The sequence below is a fragment of the Streptomyces sp. NPDC007856 genome, assembly GCF_042868225.1.
GTDB lineage: Bacteria > Actinomycetota > Actinomycetes > Streptomycetales > Streptomycetaceae > Streptomyces.
In genome coordinates this window covers 156,328-172,655 of record NZ_JBIAEC010000001.1, presented here as the reverse complement: position 1 = coordinate 172,655, position 16,328 = coordinate 156,328, and the positions used below count along the sequence as shown (strand labels likewise).

The following is a 16,328-nucleotide window of genomic DNA, read 5'->3' as shown; positions in this document are numbered from 1 at the left end:
AGTCTTCTCTCGGTCTCGATGTGGGTAGCGACTACCAGCGGTAGTGCGCGAAGGCCTTGTTGGACTCGGCCATCTTGTGGGTGTCCTCGCGCTTCTTCACGGCCGCACCGAGGCCGTTGGAGGCATCGAGAAGCTCGTTGAGGAGACGCTCGGTCATGGTCTTCTCGCGACGGGCGCGGGAGTAACCGACCAGCCAGCGCAGCGCCAGGGTGTTGGCACGGCCGGGCTTGACCTCGACCGGAACCTGGTAGGTGGCGCCACCGACACGGCGGGACTTGACCTCGAGGGTCGGCTTGATGTTCTCGAGAGCGCGCTTGAGCGTGATGACCGGGTCGTTGCCGGTCTTCTCGCGCAGGCCCTCCATGGCGCCGTAGACGATGCGCTCGGCGGTGGAGCGCTTGCCGTTCAGCAGCACCTTGTTGATCAGGGAGGTCACCAGAGGAGAACCGTAGACCGGGTCGATGATGACCGGGCGCTTCGGGGCGGGGCCCTTACGAGGCATTCTTACTTCTCCTTCTTGGCGCCGTAACGGCTGCGAGCCTGCTTGCGGTTCTTGACACCCTGGGTGTCGAGGGAACCGCGGATGATCTTGTAGCGAACACCCGGCAGGTCCTTCACACGGCCGCCGCGCACGAGCACGATGGAGTGCTCCTGCAGGTTGTGTCCCTCACCCGGAATGTAAGCGGTGACCTCGATGCCGCTGGTCAGACGCACACGCGCGACCTTGCGGAGGGCCGAGTTCGGCTTCTTCGGGGTGGTCGTGAACACACGCGTGCAGACGCCACGACGCTGAGGGGAACCCTCGAGTGCGGGCGTCTTGTTCTTCTCGACCTTGTCCTGCCGGCCCTTGCGGACCAGCTGCTGGATCGTAGGCACTACTTCTCCGGTTTCTGTGTGCCGATGGGTACAGCTAACCTGGAACTTCGCCGACCCACGCGGTCGGGTGTGTCGAATCCGGCGGACTCCCGCCGCAAGGCGAAAAGAGCACAGATTACGGTGGCCGCTCACAGCTCCCGTGCGGTCTGAAGGCACGCACAAGAGCCAGGGCACACCCCAGGCACAAGGTCTGAGCGTACCTACCTCATTCGCTGTGGTCAAAACAAATGGGCCTTGCCTCTATCACGTCGGCCACGCTGTCAAGCCCCTGCGCGGCGCAACGCCCCGCTTCGTGCCGGGTACCGCCAGTCAAAACAGTTGAAACACAGCGGAATCCGGCCGCCGACCGCGCCTCCCGGCCGGCGCGTTCCGGCCGCCTGTGACGTGCGTCCCTGGTGGTGCCCCCGCCGCCCGTACACGGCCGCCTGCCGCGCCGTGAAGGCCTTGTCCCGTCCCTGGGGCGCCGAGGTGGTAGTTGCGCGCCGCGGGCCTGAACGGCGGCCGGGAGGCGCGAAGGCGGCTGGGAGGCGCGAGGGCGGTCGGCAACGCCGATGGGCAACCGGGAACGCCGAAGGGCGGCCACCCCGAGGGGTGACCGCCCTTCATGCTGCTCGCTTACTGGTTGTACGGACCGTAGTCGTAGTCCTCCAGCGGGACGGCCTGGCCGGAGCCGGTGCCGAACGGCGAGTAGTCGATGTCGTCGTAGCCGACGGCCGAGTACATCGCGGCCTTGGCCTCCTCGGTCGGCTCGACCCGGATGTTGCGGTAGCGGGACAGACCCGTACCGGCCGGGATGAGCTTACCGATGATGACGTTCTCCTTGAGGCCGATGAGGCTGTCGGACTTGGCGTTGATCGCCGCGTCCGTCAGGACTCGGGTCGTCTCCTGGAAGGAGGCGGCCGACAGCCAGGACTCCGTCGCCAGCGAGGCCTTGGTGATACCCATCAGCTGCGGACGACCGGAGGCCGGGTGACCGCCCTCCTGGACCACACGACGGTTCTCGTGCTCGAAGCGGGAGCGCTCGACCAGCTCGCCGGGCAGCAGCTCGGCGTCACCGGACTCGATGATCGTCACACGGCGCAGCATCTGCCGGATGATGATCTCGATGTGCTTGTCGTGGATCGACACGCCCTGCGAGTTGTAGACCTTCTGGACCTCGCCGACCAGGTGGACCTGGACGGCACGCTGGCCCAGGATGCGCAGCACGTCGTGCGGGTTGGTGGCACCCACGGTGAGCTGCTGGCCCACCTCGACGTGCTCGCCCTCGCTGACCAGGACCTTGGCACGCTTGGAGATCGGGTACGCCGTCTCGTCGCTGCCGTCGTCCGGGGTGACGACGAGCTTCTTGGTCTTCTCGGTCTCCTCGATGCGGACGCGGCCGCTCGCCTCGGAGATCGGGGCGACACCCTTCGGGGTACGGGCCTCGAAGAGCTCGACGACACGCGGCAGACCCTGGGTGATGTCGTCACCGGCCACACCACCGGTGTGGAAGGTACGCATCGTCAGCTGGGTACCGGGCTCACCGATGGACTGGGCGGCGATGATGCCGACCGCCTCACCGATGTCGACCAGCTTGCCGGTGGCGAGCGAACGGCCGTAGCACATCGCGCAGGTGCCCACGGCGGACTCGCAGGTCAGGACCGAGCGGGTCTTGACCTCCTCGACGCCGTGCTTGACCAGCTCGTCGATGAGCACGTCACCGAGGTCGGTACCGGCCGGGGCCAGCACCTTGCCGTCGACGACGATGTCCTCGGCGAGGCAGCGCGCGTACACGGACGTCTCGACGTTGCCCGCCTTGCGCAGCACGCCGTCCGCGCCGCGCTCCGCGATGTGGAGCTTGAGGCCACGGTCGGTGCCGCAGTCCTCCTCGCGGATGATGACGTCCTGGGAGACGTCGACCAGACGACGGGTGAGGTATCCCGAGTCGGCGGTACGAAGGGCGGTGTCCGCCAGACCCTTACGGGCACCGTGCGTGGAGATGAAGTACTCCAGCACGGACAGACCCTCACGGAACGAGGCCTTGATCGGACGCGGGATCGTCTCGTTCTTCGCGTTCGACACCAGACCACGCATACCGGCAATCTGACGCATCTGCATCATGTTGCCTCGTGCACCCGAGTTCACCATCATGAAGATCGGGTTGGTCTTCGGGAAGTTCTCGTTCATCGCCTCGGCGACCTCGTTGGTCGCCTTGGTCCAGATCGCGATGAGTTCCTGCGTGCGCTCGTCCTTGGTGATCAGACCGCGCTCGTACTGCTTCTGGACCTTCTCGTCCTGCGCCTCGTAGCCCTTGACGATCTCCTTCTTCGCCTCAGGAACGACGACGTCGGAGATGGCGACGGTGACGCCGGAACGGGTGGCCCAGTAGAAGCCGGACGCCTTCAGGTTGTCGAGCGTCGCCGCCACGATGACCTTCGGGTAGCGCTCGGCGAGGTCGTTGACGATCTCGGAGAGCTGCTTCTTGCCGACCTCGTAGTCGACGAACGGGTAGTCCTCGGGCAGCAGCTCGTTGAAGAGCGCACGGCCCAGCGTGGTGTTCAGCCGGAAGCTGTCACCCTGCTGCCACTCCGGCTCGCCCTCCTCGCGCGCCGGCGGGGTCCAGCCGCGCGGCGGGATGGTGCCCACCGGGAAGCGGATGTCCACGCGCGACTGCAGCGACAGCTCGCCGGCGTCGAACGCCATGATCGCCTCGGCCACGGACGCGAACGAGCGGCCCTCGCCCTTGACGTCACGCATCTCGCCGTCGGTGGTGAGGAAGAACAGACCGAGGACCATGTCCTGGGTCGGCATCGTCACCGGACGGCCGTCGGCCGGCTTGAGGATGTTGTTCGAGGACAGCATCAGGATGCGGGCCTCGGCCTGCGCCTCCGCGGACAGCGGCAGGTGCACGGCCATCTGGTCACCGTCGAAGTCCGCGTTGAACGCGGTGCAGACGAGCGGGTGGATCTGGATGGCCTTGCCCTCGACCAGCTGCGGCTCGAAGGCCTGGATGCCGAGGCGGTGCAGGGTGGGAGCACGGTTCAGCAGAACCGGGTGCTCGGCGATGACCTCTTCGAGGACGTCGTACACGACCGTACGGCCGCGCTCCACCATGCGCTTGGCGCTCTTGATGTTCTGCGCGTGGTTCAGGTCGACCAGGCGCTTCATCACGAACGGCTTGAACAGCTCCAGCGCCATCGCCTTCGGCAGACCGCACTGGTGCAGCTTCAGCTGCGGGCCGACGACGATCACGGAACGCGCCGAGTAGTCGACACGCTTGCCGAGCAGGTTCTGACGGAAGCGGCCCTGCTTACCCTTCAGCATGTCGCTGAGGGACTTCAGCGGGCGGTTACCGGGACCGGTCACCGGCCGGCCGCGACGGCCGTTGTCGAAGAGGGCGTCAACAGCCTCCTGAAGCATGCGCTTCTCGTTGTTGACGATGATCTCCGGGGCACCGAGGTCCAGGAGCCTCTTCAGACGGTTGTTGCGGTTGATGACACGGCGGTACAGGTCGTTCAGGTCGGAGGTCGCGAAGCGGCCACCGTCGAGCTGCACCATCGGACGCAGGTCCGGCGGGATGACCGGGACGCAGTCCAGGACCATGCCCTTGGGGCTGTTGGACGTCTGCAGGAACGCGGAGACGACCTTCAGCCGCTTGAGGGCACGGGTCTTCTTCTGGCCCTTGCCGGTACGGATGATCTCGCGGAGCTTCTCGGCCTCCTCCTCGAGGTCGAAGGACTCCAGGCGCTTCTGCAGCGCCGCGGCACCCATCGAGCCGTCGAAGTACGTGCCGAAGCGGTCCCGCAGCTCGCGGTAGAGCAGCTCGTCGCCCTCCAGGTCCTGGACCTTGAGGTTCTTGAACCGGTTCCACACCTCGTCGAGGCGGTCGATCTCGCGCTGCGCGCGGTCGCGCAGCTGCTTCATCTCGCGCTCGGCACCCTCGCGCACCTTGCGGCGCACATCGGCCTTGGCGCCCTCGGCCTCCAGCTCGGCCAGGTCGGCCTCGAGCTTCTTGGCGCGGGCCTCCAGGTCGGCGTCGCGGCGGTTCTCGATCTGCTGGCGCTCGACCGAGACATGCGCCTCCAGGGAGGGCAGGTCACGGGTACGGCGCTCCTCGTCGACGTACGTGATCATGTACGCGGCGAAGTAGATGACCTTCTCGAGGTCCTTGGGAGCCAGGTCGAGCAGGTAGCCCAGTCGGCTCGGGACACCCTTGAAGTACCAGATGTGCGTGACGGGCGCGGCCAGCTCGATGTGGCCCATCCGCTCACGGCGCACCTTGGCGCGGGTGACCTCGACGCCACAGCGCTCACAGATGATGCCCTTGAAGCGGACGCGCTTGTACTTGCCGCAGTAGCACTCCCAGTCCCGGGTGGGGCCGAAGATCTTCTCGCAGAAGAGGCCGTCCTTCTCGGGCTTGAGGGTGCGGTAGTTGATGGTCTCGGGCTTCTTGACCTCGCCGTGGCTCCACTGACGGATGTCGTCAGCGGTGGCCAGGCCGATCCGGAGCTCGTCGAAGAAGTTGACGTCGAGCACTATGCGTCAATCCCTCTCAGGGTCGTAAGTCTTTGGTCTGTACGGGGGCCTGGGGGTCGGCGGGGCCCCTTGTGGGTCAGGGGCCCCGCCGGACTCCCGTCAGACCTCTTCGACGCTGCTCGGCTCGCGCCGGGACAGGTCGATGCCGAGCTCCTCCGCAGCGCGGAAGACGTCCTCGTCGGTGTCACGCATCTCGATGGACATACCGTCGCTGGACAGCACCTCCACGTTCAGGCAGAGCGACTGCATCTCCTTGATGAGGACCTTGAAGGACTCGGGGATGCCGGGCTCGGGGATGTTCTCGCCCTTGACGATGGCCTCGTAGACCTTCACGCGGCCGGTGACGTCGTCGGACTTGATGGTCAGCAGCTCCTGGAGGGCGTACGCGGCGCCGTAGGCCTCAAGTGCCCACACCTCCATCTCGCCGAACCGCTGGCCACCGAACTGCGCCTTACCACCCAGCGGCTGCTGGGTGATCATCGAGTACGGACCGGTCGAGCGGGCGTGCAGCTTGTCGTCGACCAGGTGGTGCAGCTTCAGGATGTACATGTAGCCGACCGAGATCGGGTCCGGGAACGGCTCACCGCTACGGCCGTCGAACAGCCGCGCCTTGCCGGACGGGAGCACCATGCGCTCGCCGTCGCGGTTCGGGATGGTGTGCTGCAGCAGACCCGCCAGCTCGTCCTCGCGGGCACCGTCGAAGACCGGGGTCGCGACGTTGGTGCGCGGGGCGACCTGGTCGGCGCCGATGGCCTGCAGGCGCTGGGCCCACTCGTCCGCGAGGCCGGAGACGTCCCAGCCGCGGCTGGCGAGCCAGCCGAGGTGGATCTCCAGGACCTGTCCCGGGTTCATTCGGGACGGCACACCCAGCGGGTTGAGGATGATGTCGACCGGGGTGCCGTCCTCCAGGAACGGCATGTCCTCGATCGGCAGGATCTTGGAGATGACACCCTTGTTGCCGTGCCGGCCGGCGAGCTTGTCACCGTCGGTGATCTTGCGCTTCTGTGCGACGTAGACGCGGACCAGCTGGTTCACGCCCGGCGGCAGCTCGTCGCCCTCCTCGCGGTCGAAGACGCGCACGCCGATGACCTTGCCGGTCTCGCCGTGCGGCACCTTCAGCGAGGTGTCACGGACCTCACGGGCCTTCTCACCGAAGATCGCGCGCAGCAGGCGCTCCTCGGGGGTCAGCTCGGTCTCACCCTTCGGGGTGACCTTGCCGACGAGGATGTCACCGGCGATGACCTCGGCACCGATGCGGATGATGCCGCGCTCGTCGAGGTCGGCGAGGACCTCCTCGGAGACGTTCGGGATGTCCCGGGTGATCTCCTCGGGGCCGAGCTTGGTGTCACGGGCGTCGACCTCGTGCTCCTCGATGTGGATCGAGGAGAGGACGTCGTCCTGCACGAGGCGCTGCGACAAGATGATCGCGTCCTCGTAGTTGTGACCCTCCCACGGCATGAACGCCACGAGCAGGTTCTTGCCGAGGGCCATCTCACCGTTCTGGGTGGCGGGGCCGTCGGCCAGGACCTGGCCGGTGACGACGCGGTCGCCCTCGTTGACGATGACCTTCTGGTTGACCGAGGTGCCCTGGTTGGACCGGGAGAACTTGGCCAGGCGGTACGTGATGTACGTGCCGTCGTCGTTGGCGGTGGTGATGTAGTCCGCGGAGACCTCCTGAACCACACCGTCCTTCTCGGCCTTGACCACGTCGCCGGCGTCGACCGCGGAGCGGTACTCCATGCCGGTGCCGACGAGCGGCGCCTCGGACTTGATCAGCGGCACGGCCTGACGCATCATGTTCGCGCCCATGAGGGCACGGTTGGCGTCGTCGTGCTCCAGGAAGGGGATCATGGCGGTCGCGACCGACACCATCTGGCGCGGCGAGACGTCCATGTAGTCCACGTCCTCGGGGCCGACGTAGTCGACCTCGCCGCCACGGCGGCGGACCAGCACGCGGGCCTCGGCGAACCGCATCTCCTCGTTCAGCGGCGCGTTGGCCTGCGCGATGACGAAGCGGTCCTCCTCGTCGGCCGTCAGGTAGTCGACCTCGTCGCTGACCTGGCCGTCGACGACCTTGCGGTACGGCGTCTCGATGAAACCGAACGCGTTGACCCGGCCGTAGGAGGCGAGCGAGCCGATCAGACCGATGTTCGGGCCTTCCGGCGTCTCGATCGGGCACATGCGGCCGTAGTGCGAGGGGTGCACGTCACGGACCTCGAAGCCGGCCCGCTCACGGGAGAGACCACCCGGGCCGAGGGCGTTCAGACGACGCTTGTGCGTCAGCCCCGACAGCGGGTTGTTCTGGTCCATGAACTGGGACAGCTGCGAGGTGCCGAAGAACTCCTTGATCGACGCCACGACCGGGCGGATGTTGATCAGGGTCTGCGGCGTGATTGCCTCGACGTCCTGCGTGGTCATGCGCTCGCGCACGACACGCTCCATACGGGCGAGACCCGTACGGACCTGGTTCTGGATCAGCTCGCCGACGCTGCGGATACGGCGGTTGCCGAAGTGGTCGATGTCGTCGGTCTCGACCATGATCGAGCGACCCGACGCGCCGACCGTCTCGGTCTCGCCGGCGTGCAGCTTCACCAGGTACTTGATGGTGGCGATGACGTCCTCGGTGGTGAGCACACCGGCGTCCAGCGGCTCGTCCGCACCGAGCTTCTTGTTGACCTTGTAGCGGCCGACCTTGGCGAGGTCGTAACGCTTCGGGTTGAAGTACAGGTTCTCGAGCAGCGTCTGCGCGGCCTCACGCGTGGGGGGCTCGCCCGGACGCAGCTTGCGGTAGATGTCGAGCAGCGCGTCGTCCTGGCCCTGGGTGTGGTCCTTCTCCAGGGTGGCGCGCATGGACTCGTACTCGCCGAACTCCTCAAGGATCTGCTCGGTCGTCCAGCCGAGCGCCTTCAGCAGTACGGTGACCGACTGCTTGCGCTTGCGGTCGATGCGGACACCGACCATGTCGCGCTTGTCGATCTCCATCTCCAGCCAGGCACCCCGGGACGGGATGATCTTGGCGGAGAAGATGTCCTTGTCGGACGTCTTGTCGATGGTGGAGTCGAAGTAGACACCGGGGGAACGGACCAGCTGAGACACCACGACACGCTCAGTGCCGTTGATGACGAAGGTGCCCTTGTTCGTCATGAGCGGGAAGTCGCCCATGAAGACGGTCTGGGACTTGATCTCACCGGTCTCGTTGTTGGTGAACTCGGCAGTGACGAAGAGCGGGGCGGCGTACGTGAAGTCGCGCTCCTTGCACTCGTCGATGGAGTTCTTCGGCGGCTCGAAGCGGTGGTCCCGGAACGTCAGGGACATCGACCCGGAGAAGTCCTCGATCGGGGAGATCTCCTCGAAGATCTCCTCCAGACCGGACTTGGTGGGGACGTCCTGACCGTTCTCCAGAGCCTCCTCGACCCGACTCTGCCAGGCGGTGTTGCCGAGCAGCCAGTCGAAGCTCTCGGTCTGCAGCGCGAGCAGGTTCGGAACCTCAAGAGGCTCCTTGATCTTTGCAAAGGAGATGCGCAGCGGGGCGGTGCTGGCGCCGTTGTTCATATTCGCGGTCGAGGCATTGCGCGAGGCGGCCAAGAGGGGGTCCTTCCGAGGGCTCGGACTCACTACGCGCGTACCGGCCCCTCACTCGTACGCAGAGACAGAAACCCCAGGTCAAGGGAGCTTTTGTCGTCAGTGCTCGAGTGAGGGCAGACCCCTGGTGACGGGCAGGGGACAGCTAACAGGCAGCGCAAAGGGTCAGTGTAGCCACTTGGCACACTGATGTCCAGTGCGGGTTTTTCGAGACCCTCGCTGTGCTCACCGCTCTCGTCAACGCCCTCGGCATGCCTGCCCTCAACGCACGTTGATACTGCCCTCTTCGCCGTCGATCCATGCCTCGGATTCGGATCCTCGTGACGACGCGTCCTGAGAATTGCGCGCTGCGTGCGGTTCGTCAAGGGGCCCCAGCCGGAACACCGCCGTCCGGGGACACGGCGAAGATCACCTTACCCCTCACGAACACAGGTGCAAGGCGGCCCACACCGGACCCCGGGGAACGCCGAAGGGCGACCACCCAGATGGATGATCGCCCTTCGGTGCGTTCGCGTTACAGCCCTACGAGACCGCTTTCAGCGCGCAGTCGGGTCCTGGGGACCCGGAAGGTGTTACTTGACCTCGACGGAGGCGCCGGCGCCCTTGAGGGCCTCGGCGGCCTTGTCGGCGGCTTCCTTGTTGACCTTCTCGAGGACCGGCTTCGGGGTGCCGTCGACGAGGTCCTTGGCCTCCTTCAGACCCAGGGAGGTCAGCTCACGCACGACCTTGATGACCTGGATCTTCTTGTCGCCGGCGCCGGTGAGGATGACGTCGAACTCGTCCTTCTCCTCCTCGGCCTCGGCCGGGGCGGCCGGGCCGGCCGGGCCGGCAACGGCGACCGCGGCGGCGGCGGTGACGTCGAACTTCTCCTCGAAGGCCTTCACGAACTCGGAGAGCTCGATGAGGGTCATCTCCTCGAACTGCGCGAGCAGGTCTTCCTGGCTGAGCTTCGCCATGTTGGCGGTCCTTCCACTCAAATCGGCAGGTGCCGGATGTACTGGATGAGGCGGGCGTACGTCGGCCCGCTGAGACCCTTGCCGCGTCATGCGGCCAGGATCAGAAAGCGAGCCGAATTACTCGGCACCGCCCTGCTCGGCCTGCTTGGCGCGCAGCGCGTCCACGGTGCGGACGAGCTTCGACGGCAGCGCCTGGAAGAGCTGAGCAGCCTGGGACTGCTTGCCCTTGAAGGCACCGGCCAGCTTGCTGAGCAGAACCTCGCGGGACTCGAGGTCCGCAAGCTTCTTGATCTCGTCGGCGGAGAGGGCCTTGCCCTCGAGGACACCGCCCTTGATGACGAGATTGGGGTTGTCCTTGGCGAAGTCACGCAGACCCTTCGCCGACTCCACCGGGTCACCGGTGACGAAGGCGACGGCCGTCGGGCCAGCGAAGAGCTGGTCCTCCAGCGTGATCCCGGCCTCCTTGGCCGCAATCTTGGTCAGCGTGTTCTTCACCACGGCGTACTGGGCGTTCTCACCGAGCGACCGGCGCAGCGTCTTGAGCTGCGCCACGGTGAGACCGCGGTACTCGGTCAGCACGGCGGCGTTGGAGCTGCGGAACTTGTCCGTCAGCTCCGCAACCGCGGCAGCCTTGTCGGGCCTCGCCATAGAGCCTCGGCCTCCTTCCGGGTGATTCGGACCGCGCGGACCCGAAGGAGGACTGGGGAAAACGAAACGCCCCGGCGCAGGCGCACGGGGCAGACTCGACCGGTCGCACACACGCTCGGCGCGCGCACTCCGGGAGTTCTTCCACTGTCACCTGCGCGGGTCGCCCACTTTTCAGCGGATCCTTCGGCCACCGCGCCCTCGTACGAGCGCGCGGCAACGACCAGCGGTCTTTGGCTTCCGTGGAAGCGTACGGGACGGCCCCCCACCCAGGCAAATCGGGTCAGGACGTAGTGCTCGTGCTGCTGCCCGTCGCGGTGCCGTTGGGCAGGCGGCTGGACTTCATGAGCTTGGCGAAGTCCAGTGTGTCGGAGGCCGGCGGGGCCTCGGTGGTGACCGGGACGCCGTAGTCGCTGTAATAGGCGGTGTTGACCATCTCGCCCTTGGCCATGGCGCCCTTCTCGATCTTCTTCACCGGCAGGTTCTGGTCGTTGAGCCAGATGTCGATGGTCTCGCTGGCGACGCCCGCCTGGTCGAGCTGCTTCTTCAGAGCGGCCAGCTGGTCCGCGCTGAGGTTGCTGCTCCTGCCCGCGAAGTCGGCGACGTTCACCGTGCCCGAGTAGTGCGTCGTACGGACGCCGGAGACGGTCTCCTGGCCGACCTTCTTCACGTCATGGGAGGCCAGCAGCAGCTTCACCGTCTGGGCCGGCGTGGCGGTGCGGATCTGGTCCTTCAGGTACGCCCCGGAGGCACCGCCGACCTGGGCGAGGAGGTCGTACGAGTACTTGATCCAGTGCTTGCCGCCCAGGCGCTCGGCGGACGTGCCGCCCAGGCTCGCGTAGTAGGCGTCCGGCAGGTAGCGGGCCTGCACCGATGGCGCCGCACCGACCTTGTGCATGGCCTCGGCGATCTTGCCGCCGGTGTAGGTGATGGTGAGGCTGCCGGTGAGGCCGTTGCCCCAGCGCATGGTGCCGTTTCCCGACATCGACATCACGTCGCCGACGACCATGGTGGAGCGCACCTTCGCCGATTCCGCCTTGTCGGTGGACTGCTCGGCGGTGCGCAGCACGGCGGCGATGGGGCTGATGTGGATCGTCTCGCCGCCGGCGGCCTTGTCACCCTTGCCGGAGCTCGCGGAGGAGCCGCAGGCTGCCACGGAGGTCAGCGCGGCGACCACCGCTGCGGAAAGGGCCGTACGGCGAACGGTCGTGCTCTTCATCTGGTCCCACCCCTGTTGCGAGTCGTTGTGCCCTGTACGTAGCCCGGGCCACTGACAGTCATTCGAAAGGCCGTACAAAGAAAGGCCCTACGAAGAAAGGACGGGCCCCGCACCTGGAAGGTTGCGGGGCCCGCCCTCACTCACGCGTACCTGACGCGGCTACCGGGGTGAGCGGACGGCTCAGACGGCGGCCGGGTCCTCCTCGACGAGGAGGTTGCGGGTGCGGTTCGGGTCGACCGGGATGCCGGGGCCCATCGTGGTGGTGATGGCGGCCTTCTTGATGTAGCGACCCTTGGCGGCGGACGGCTTCAGACGGAGGATCTCCTCCAGCGCGGCGCCGTAGTTCTCCACCAGCTTGTCGTCCCCGAAGGACGCCTTGCCGATGATGAAGTGCAGGTTCGAGTGCTTGTCGACGCGGAACTCGATCTTGCCGCCCTTGATGTCGGTGACGGCCTTGGCGACGTCGGGGGTGACGGTGCCGGTCTTCGGGTTCGGCATCAGACCACGCGGGCCGAGGACGCGGCCGAGGCGGCCGACCTTGCCCATGAGGTCCGGGGTGGCGACGACGGCGTCGAAGTCCAGGCGGCCCTTCGAGACCTCGTCGATCAGCTCGTCGGCACCGACGATGTCGGCGCCCGCGGCACGCGCGGCCTCGGCACGGTCGCCGGTCGCGAAGACCAGGACCCGGGCGGTCTTACCGGTGCCGTGCGGAAGGTTCACGGTGCCACGGACCATCTGGTCGGCCTTGCGCGGGTCGACACCCAGACGGAAGGCGACCTCGACGGTGGCGTCGAACTTGGTCGTGGAGGTCTCCTTGGCGAGACGGACGGCCTCGAGCGGGGCGTACAGCTTCTCCCGGTCGACCTTGGCGTCCGCAGCGCGGAGAGCCTTGCTGCGCTTGCTCACAACTTGCTCCTGTGTGTTCTGAAGGAGTCGTGGTCCCTGGGCCGAGCAGGCCCTGCCACGTGCGACCGGCTACGGCCGCATGACTGCTTGGGGATTTGGGGTCAGCCCTCGACCGTGACGCCCATGGAACGCGCGGTACCGGCGATGATCTTCGCGGCGGCGTCCAGGTCGTTCGCGTTCAGGTCGGGCATCTTGGTCTGGGCGATCTCGCGGACCTGCGCCTGGGTGATCTTGGCGACCTTGGTCTTGTGCGGCTCGCCGGAGCCCTTCTCGATGCCCGCGGCCTTGAGGATCATCTTCGCGGCCGGCGGCGTCTTGGTGACGAAGGTGAAGGAGCGGTCCTCGTAGACCGTGATCTCCACCGGGATGACCCAACCGCGCTGCGACTCGGTCGCGGCGTTGTAGGCCTTGCAGAACTCCATGATGTTGACACCGTGCTGACCCAGCGCGGGGCCGACCGGCGGAGCCGGGTTGGCGGCACCGGCCTGGATCTGGAGCTTGATGAGCCCCGTGACCTTCTTCTTCTTGGGAGGCATAGCTCTCCGGGTCCTTTCATTCGGGTCCATGCCCGCGCAAGATCGCGATCCTGACGCAGGCATACCGCACAACGATAACGGGTATAGATGCGCGGCCAAAAACCGCGCAGGTCAGACCGGCTGAGACAGCCCGTCTGACCTGCGCGGAAGAGCGACGTCCAGAAATGGACTAGTTCTTCTGGATCTGGTCGAAGGACAGCTCGACCGGCGTCTCGCGGCCGAAGATCTCCACCAGGCCCTTGACCTTCTTCGAGTCGGGGTTGATCTCGTTGATGGTCGCCTGCAACGTGGCGAACGGGCCGTCGGTGACGGTGACCGAGTCGCCGACCTCGAAGTCCAGCACCTGGACCTCGACCTTGCGCTGCGGGGCGGGCTTACCCTCGGCCTCGGCGGCCTCGCGGGCGGCCTTCTCCTCGGCTTCCGGGGCGAGCATCTTGACGATCTCGTCCAGGGTCAGCGGGTACGGGTCGTAGGCGTTGCCGACGAAGCCGGTGACGCCCGGGGTGTTGCGGACGACGCCCCAGGACTCGTTGGTCAGGTCCATGCGGACCAGGACGTAACCCGGCAGCTTGTTCTGCTTGATCGTCTTGCGGTCGCCGTTCTTGATCTGGACGACCTCTTCCTGCGGCACCTCGGCCTGGAAGATGTAGTCCTCGACGTTCAGCGAGACGGCGCGCTGCTCCAGATTGGTCTTCACGCGGTTCTCGTAACCGGCGTAGGTGTGGATGACGTACCACTCGCCGGGCAGAGAGCGCAGTTCCTCGCGCAGGGCCTCGACGGGGTCGACGGGCGCGGCCGGCTCCTCCTCGGCGGCCTCGGCGGCAGCCTCCTCGGCCTCTTCCTCGTCTTCCTCGTCCTCGACGTTCAGGGCAGCCTCTTCGGCCGGCTCCCCCGCCTCGGCCTCGGCAGCCTCGAACTCGTCCTGCTCGTCCGCGCCCTCGACGATGTCGCGCTCGTCGTCCACCATCTCGGCAGCGGTCCCGCGAGGCTCGATGGCGTCGTCGTTCAGGTTCGGGTCAGACACGATGGCTGCTTCTTCCTGGATACATAGGGGTGGAACATGCGAAAACGGGCGCCGGTGCCACGGCGCCCTTCGCTCTTGGCTCAGCCGAAGACGTACTTGGCCGCGTGGTTGAGCCCATAGTCAATCACGGTCACCAGCGCGATCATGATGGCGACGAAGAAGATCACCACGGTGGTGTACGACGTCAGCTGGTTGCGCGTCGGCCAGACGACCTTGCGGAGCTCCGCAATGATCTGGCGGTAGAAGGTTGCGAGGCGCTTCAGCGGGCCCTTCTTGGCGCGCTTGCCACCCTTGCGGGCCTTCTTCTTCGATTCGAGCGCCTCGTCCTGGGCGTCAGGCGTGTCGATGGAGCCCACGGCGTCCGTCATTGTCCTCACCTGGTCCCGGGTCGTGGCCGTGCCGCGCCCGGTTTCTGAGCCGCACGGCGGTGCATTGCTGTACGTACATGCGCACACATCCTGGCGGTGTGTGTAGCAGGGCCGGAGGGACTTGAACCCCCAACCGCCGGTTTTGGAGACCGGTGCTCTACCAATTGAGCTACGACCCTTTGTGTGTCCCCCAACGTACCGCATCCGACCGGGTGCGCGGTGTGCACCGGTTTCGGCGGCGGCTTCTGAAGGCCAACGAGGTGAGAGTGTACGTGGTCAACAGCCCGGCGTCGAACAGAAAGCGCCCGTCCAGGGCCACCTGACCAAAGATCGTCCTGGCCGGAGGCCGGATTCGGACCCGTGTTCACGTCCCGACCCGTTGCTGTTCAGTCTGTGAAACCCATGTGCCGGGGGGATTTCCGGTCTGGAACGATGGGCTCCATGAGCGCTGCAACCCCTCCCACCGAGCGCCGGGTCTCCGCCCGAGTCGGCGCGATCTCCGAGTCCGCCACCCTCGCCGTGGACGCCAAGGCCAAGGCCCTGAAGGCCGCCGGGCGTCCGGTGATCGGCTTCGGCGCCGGTGAACCCGACTTCCCGACCCCGGACTACATCGTCGAGGCCGCCGTAGAGGCGTGCAAGAACCCGAAGTACCACCGCTACACGCCGGCCGGCGGCCTGCCCGAGCTGAAGGCCGCGATCGCCGCGAAGACGCTGCGCGACTCCGGCTGGGAGCCGGACGTCTCGCAGATCCTCGTCACCAACGGCGGCAAGCAGGCCATCTACGAGGCGTTCGCCGCGATCCTCGACCCGGGCGACGAGGTCATCGTCCCGGCGCCGTACTGGACGACGTACCCGGAGTCGATCCGCCTGGCCGGCGGAGTCCCGGTGGAGGTCGTGGCCGACGAGACGACCGGCTACCGCGTTTCGGTCGAACAGCTGGAGGCGGCGCGCACGGAGAAGACGAAGGTCGTGCTCTTCGTCTCCCCGTCCAACCCGACCGGCGCGGTGTACTCCGAGGCCGAGACCGAGGCGATCGGCCGCTGGGCCCTGGAGCACGGCCTGTGGGTGCTCACCGACGAGATCTACGAGCACCTGGTCTACGGCGACGCCGCCGCGGTGTCCCTGCCGGCGCTGCTGCCCGAGCTGCGCGACAAGTGCGTCGTCGTCAACGGTGTGGCCAAGACGTACGCCATGACCGGCTGGCGCGTGGGCTGGGTCATCGGCCCGAAGGACGTCGTCAAGGCCGCGACCAACCTGCAGTCGCACGCCACCTCGAACGTCTCCAACGTGGCCCAGGTGGCCGCCCTGGCCGCCGTCTCCGGTGACCTTCAGGCCGTGGCGAAGATGCGCGAGGCCTTCGACCGGCGCCGGAAGACGATCGTGCGGATGCTCAACGAGATCGACGGCGTGGTCTGCCCCGAGCCCGAGGGCGCGTTCTACGCCTACCCGTCGGTCAAGGCCCTGCTCGGCAAGGAGATCCGCGGCAAGCGCCCGCAGGACACGGTCGAGCTGGCCGCGCTGATCCTGGAGGAGGCCGAGGTCGCGGTCGTCCCGGGTGAGGCCTTCGGCACGCCGGGCTATCTGCGGCTGTCGTACGCGCTGGGCGACGAGGACCTCGTCGAGGGCGTGAGCCGCATCCAGAAGCTGCTGGCGGAGGCCAAGGCCTGAGCAGTCCATCTTCGGACAACCGAGCGGTCCATT

12 protein-coding genes and 1 tRNA gene are annotated in these 16,328 nt (G+C 66.8%); 1 reads left to right on the top strand and 12 read right to left on the bottom strand.

Annotated features, from left to right (window positions below):
• Positions 1 to 31: 31 nt before the first annotated feature.
• The 12 genes from rpsG to ACFYOH_RS00810 form a co-directional block, all read right to left on the bottom strand.
• Positions 32 to 502, bottom strand: coding sequence for a 30S ribosomal protein S7 (gene rpsG, locus ACFYOH_RS00865; RefSeq protein WP_003998848.1), 471 nt, complete (start codon positions 500 to 502; stop codon positions 32 to 34).
• Positions 503 to 504: 2 nt separating this feature from the next.
• Positions 505 to 876 (bottom strand): 30S ribosomal protein S12, encoded by a 372-nt coding sequence (rpsL, locus tag ACFYOH_RS00860; RefSeq protein ID WP_003948652.1) that lies wholly within the window; start codon positions 874 to 876, stop codon positions 505 to 507.
• A 615-nt stretch (positions 877 to 1,491) separates the two neighbouring features.
• Complete coding sequence (locus ACFYOH_RS00855) at positions 1,492 to 5,391, bottom strand: DNA-directed RNA polymerase subunit beta' (RefSeq protein ID WP_388619583.1); 3,900 nt, start codon at positions 5,389 to 5,391, stop codon at positions 1,492 to 1,494.
• Positions 5,392 to 5,490: 99 nt separating this feature from the next.
• On the bottom strand, positions 5,491 to 8,976 hold the full coding sequence (rpoB, locus tag ACFYOH_RS00850) for a DNA-directed RNA polymerase subunit beta (RefSeq protein WP_388619580.1): 3,486 nt from the start codon (positions 8,974 to 8,976) through the stop codon (positions 5,491 to 5,493).
• A gap of 569 nt (positions 8,977 to 9,545) precedes the next feature.
• Positions 9,546 to 9,929 (bottom strand): 50S ribosomal protein L7/L12, encoded by a 384-nt coding sequence (gene rplL, locus ACFYOH_RS00845; protein WP_388619578.1) that lies wholly within the window; start codon positions 9,927 to 9,929, stop codon positions 9,546 to 9,548.
• A gap of 117 nt (positions 9,930 to 10,046) precedes the next feature.
• Positions 10,047 to 10,577: a 50S ribosomal protein L10 gene (gene rplJ / locus ACFYOH_RS00840; RefSeq protein ID WP_069779227.1), complete on the bottom strand. Its 531-nt coding sequence runs from the start codon at positions 10,575 to 10,577 to the stop codon at positions 10,047 to 10,049.
• A gap of 280 nt (positions 10,578 to 10,857) precedes the next feature.
• Complete coding sequence (locus tag ACFYOH_RS00835; protein WP_388619575.1) at positions 10,858 to 11,793, bottom strand: hypothetical protein; 936 nt, start codon at positions 11,791 to 11,793, stop codon at positions 10,858 to 10,860.
• Between the two features lie 180 nt (positions 11,794 to 11,973).
• Positions 11,974 to 12,699 (bottom strand): 50S ribosomal protein L1, encoded by a 726-nt coding sequence (gene rplA / locus ACFYOH_RS00830; RefSeq protein ID WP_388619572.1) that lies wholly within the window; start codon positions 12,697 to 12,699, stop codon positions 11,974 to 11,976.
• A gap of 101 nt (positions 12,700 to 12,800) precedes the next feature.
• Positions 12,801 to 13,235: a 50S ribosomal protein L11 gene (gene rplK / locus ACFYOH_RS00825; protein ID WP_030601313.1), complete on the bottom strand. Its 435-nt coding sequence runs from the start codon at positions 13,233 to 13,235 to the stop codon at positions 12,801 to 12,803.
• Positions 13,236 to 13,404: 169 nt separating this feature from the next.
• Positions 13,405 to 14,259 carry a transcription termination/antitermination protein NusG gene (gene nusG / locus ACFYOH_RS00820; RefSeq protein WP_351802216.1) on the bottom strand — a complete coding sequence of 285 codons (855 nt, stop codon included), beginning with the start codon at positions 14,257 to 14,259 and terminating at the stop codon, positions 13,405 to 13,407.
• An 80-nt stretch (positions 14,260 to 14,339) separates the two neighbouring features.
• Positions 14,340 to 14,627 (bottom strand): preprotein translocase subunit SecE, encoded by a 288-nt coding sequence (secE, locus tag ACFYOH_RS00815; protein ID WP_023547417.1) that lies wholly within the window; start codon positions 14,625 to 14,627, stop codon positions 14,340 to 14,342.
• A gap of 106 nt (positions 14,628 to 14,733) precedes the next feature.
• Positions 14,734 to 14,806 (bottom strand) — tRNA-Trp (locus ACFYOH_RS00810).
• Positions 14,807 to 15,068: 262 nt separating this feature from the next.
• Between ACFYOH_RS00810 and ACFYOH_RS00805 the strand changes: the two genes are divergently transcribed.
• Entirely contained in the window at positions 15,069 to 16,295 is a 1,227-nt protein-coding gene (locus ACFYOH_RS00805) for a pyridoxal phosphate-dependent aminotransferase (protein WP_388619568.1), read from the top strand.
• The last annotated feature ends 33 nt before the right edge of the window (positions 16,296 to 16,328 follow it).

Coding starts and splice junctions, on each gene's coding strand:
- rpsG (WP_003998848.1), bottom strand. CDS start 502: ATGCCTCGTAAGGGCCCCGCCCCGAAGCGCCCGGTCATCATCGACCCG.
- rplL (WP_388619578.1), bottom strand. CDS start 9,929: ATGGCGAAGCTCAGCCAGGAAGACCTGCTCGCGCAGTTCGAGGAGATG.
- rplJ (WP_069779227.1), bottom strand. CDS start 10,577: ATGGCGAGGCCCGACAAGGCTGCCGCGGTTGCGGAGCTGACGGACAAG.
- ACFYOH_RS00835 (WP_388619575.1), bottom strand. CDS start 11,793: ATGAAGAGCACGACCGTTCGCCGTACGGCCCTTTCCGCAGCGGTGGTC.
- rplK (WP_030601313.1), bottom strand. CDS start 13,235: ATGCCTCCCAAGAAGAAGAAGGTCACGGGGCTCATCAAGCTCCAGATC.
- secE (WP_023547417.1), bottom strand. CDS start 14,627: ATGACGGACGCCGTGGGCTCCATCGACACGCCTGACGCCCAGGACGAG.
- ACFYOH_RS00805 (WP_388619568.1), top strand. CDS start 15,069: ATGAGCGCTGCAACCCCTCCCACCGAGCGCCGGGTCTCCGCCCGAGTC.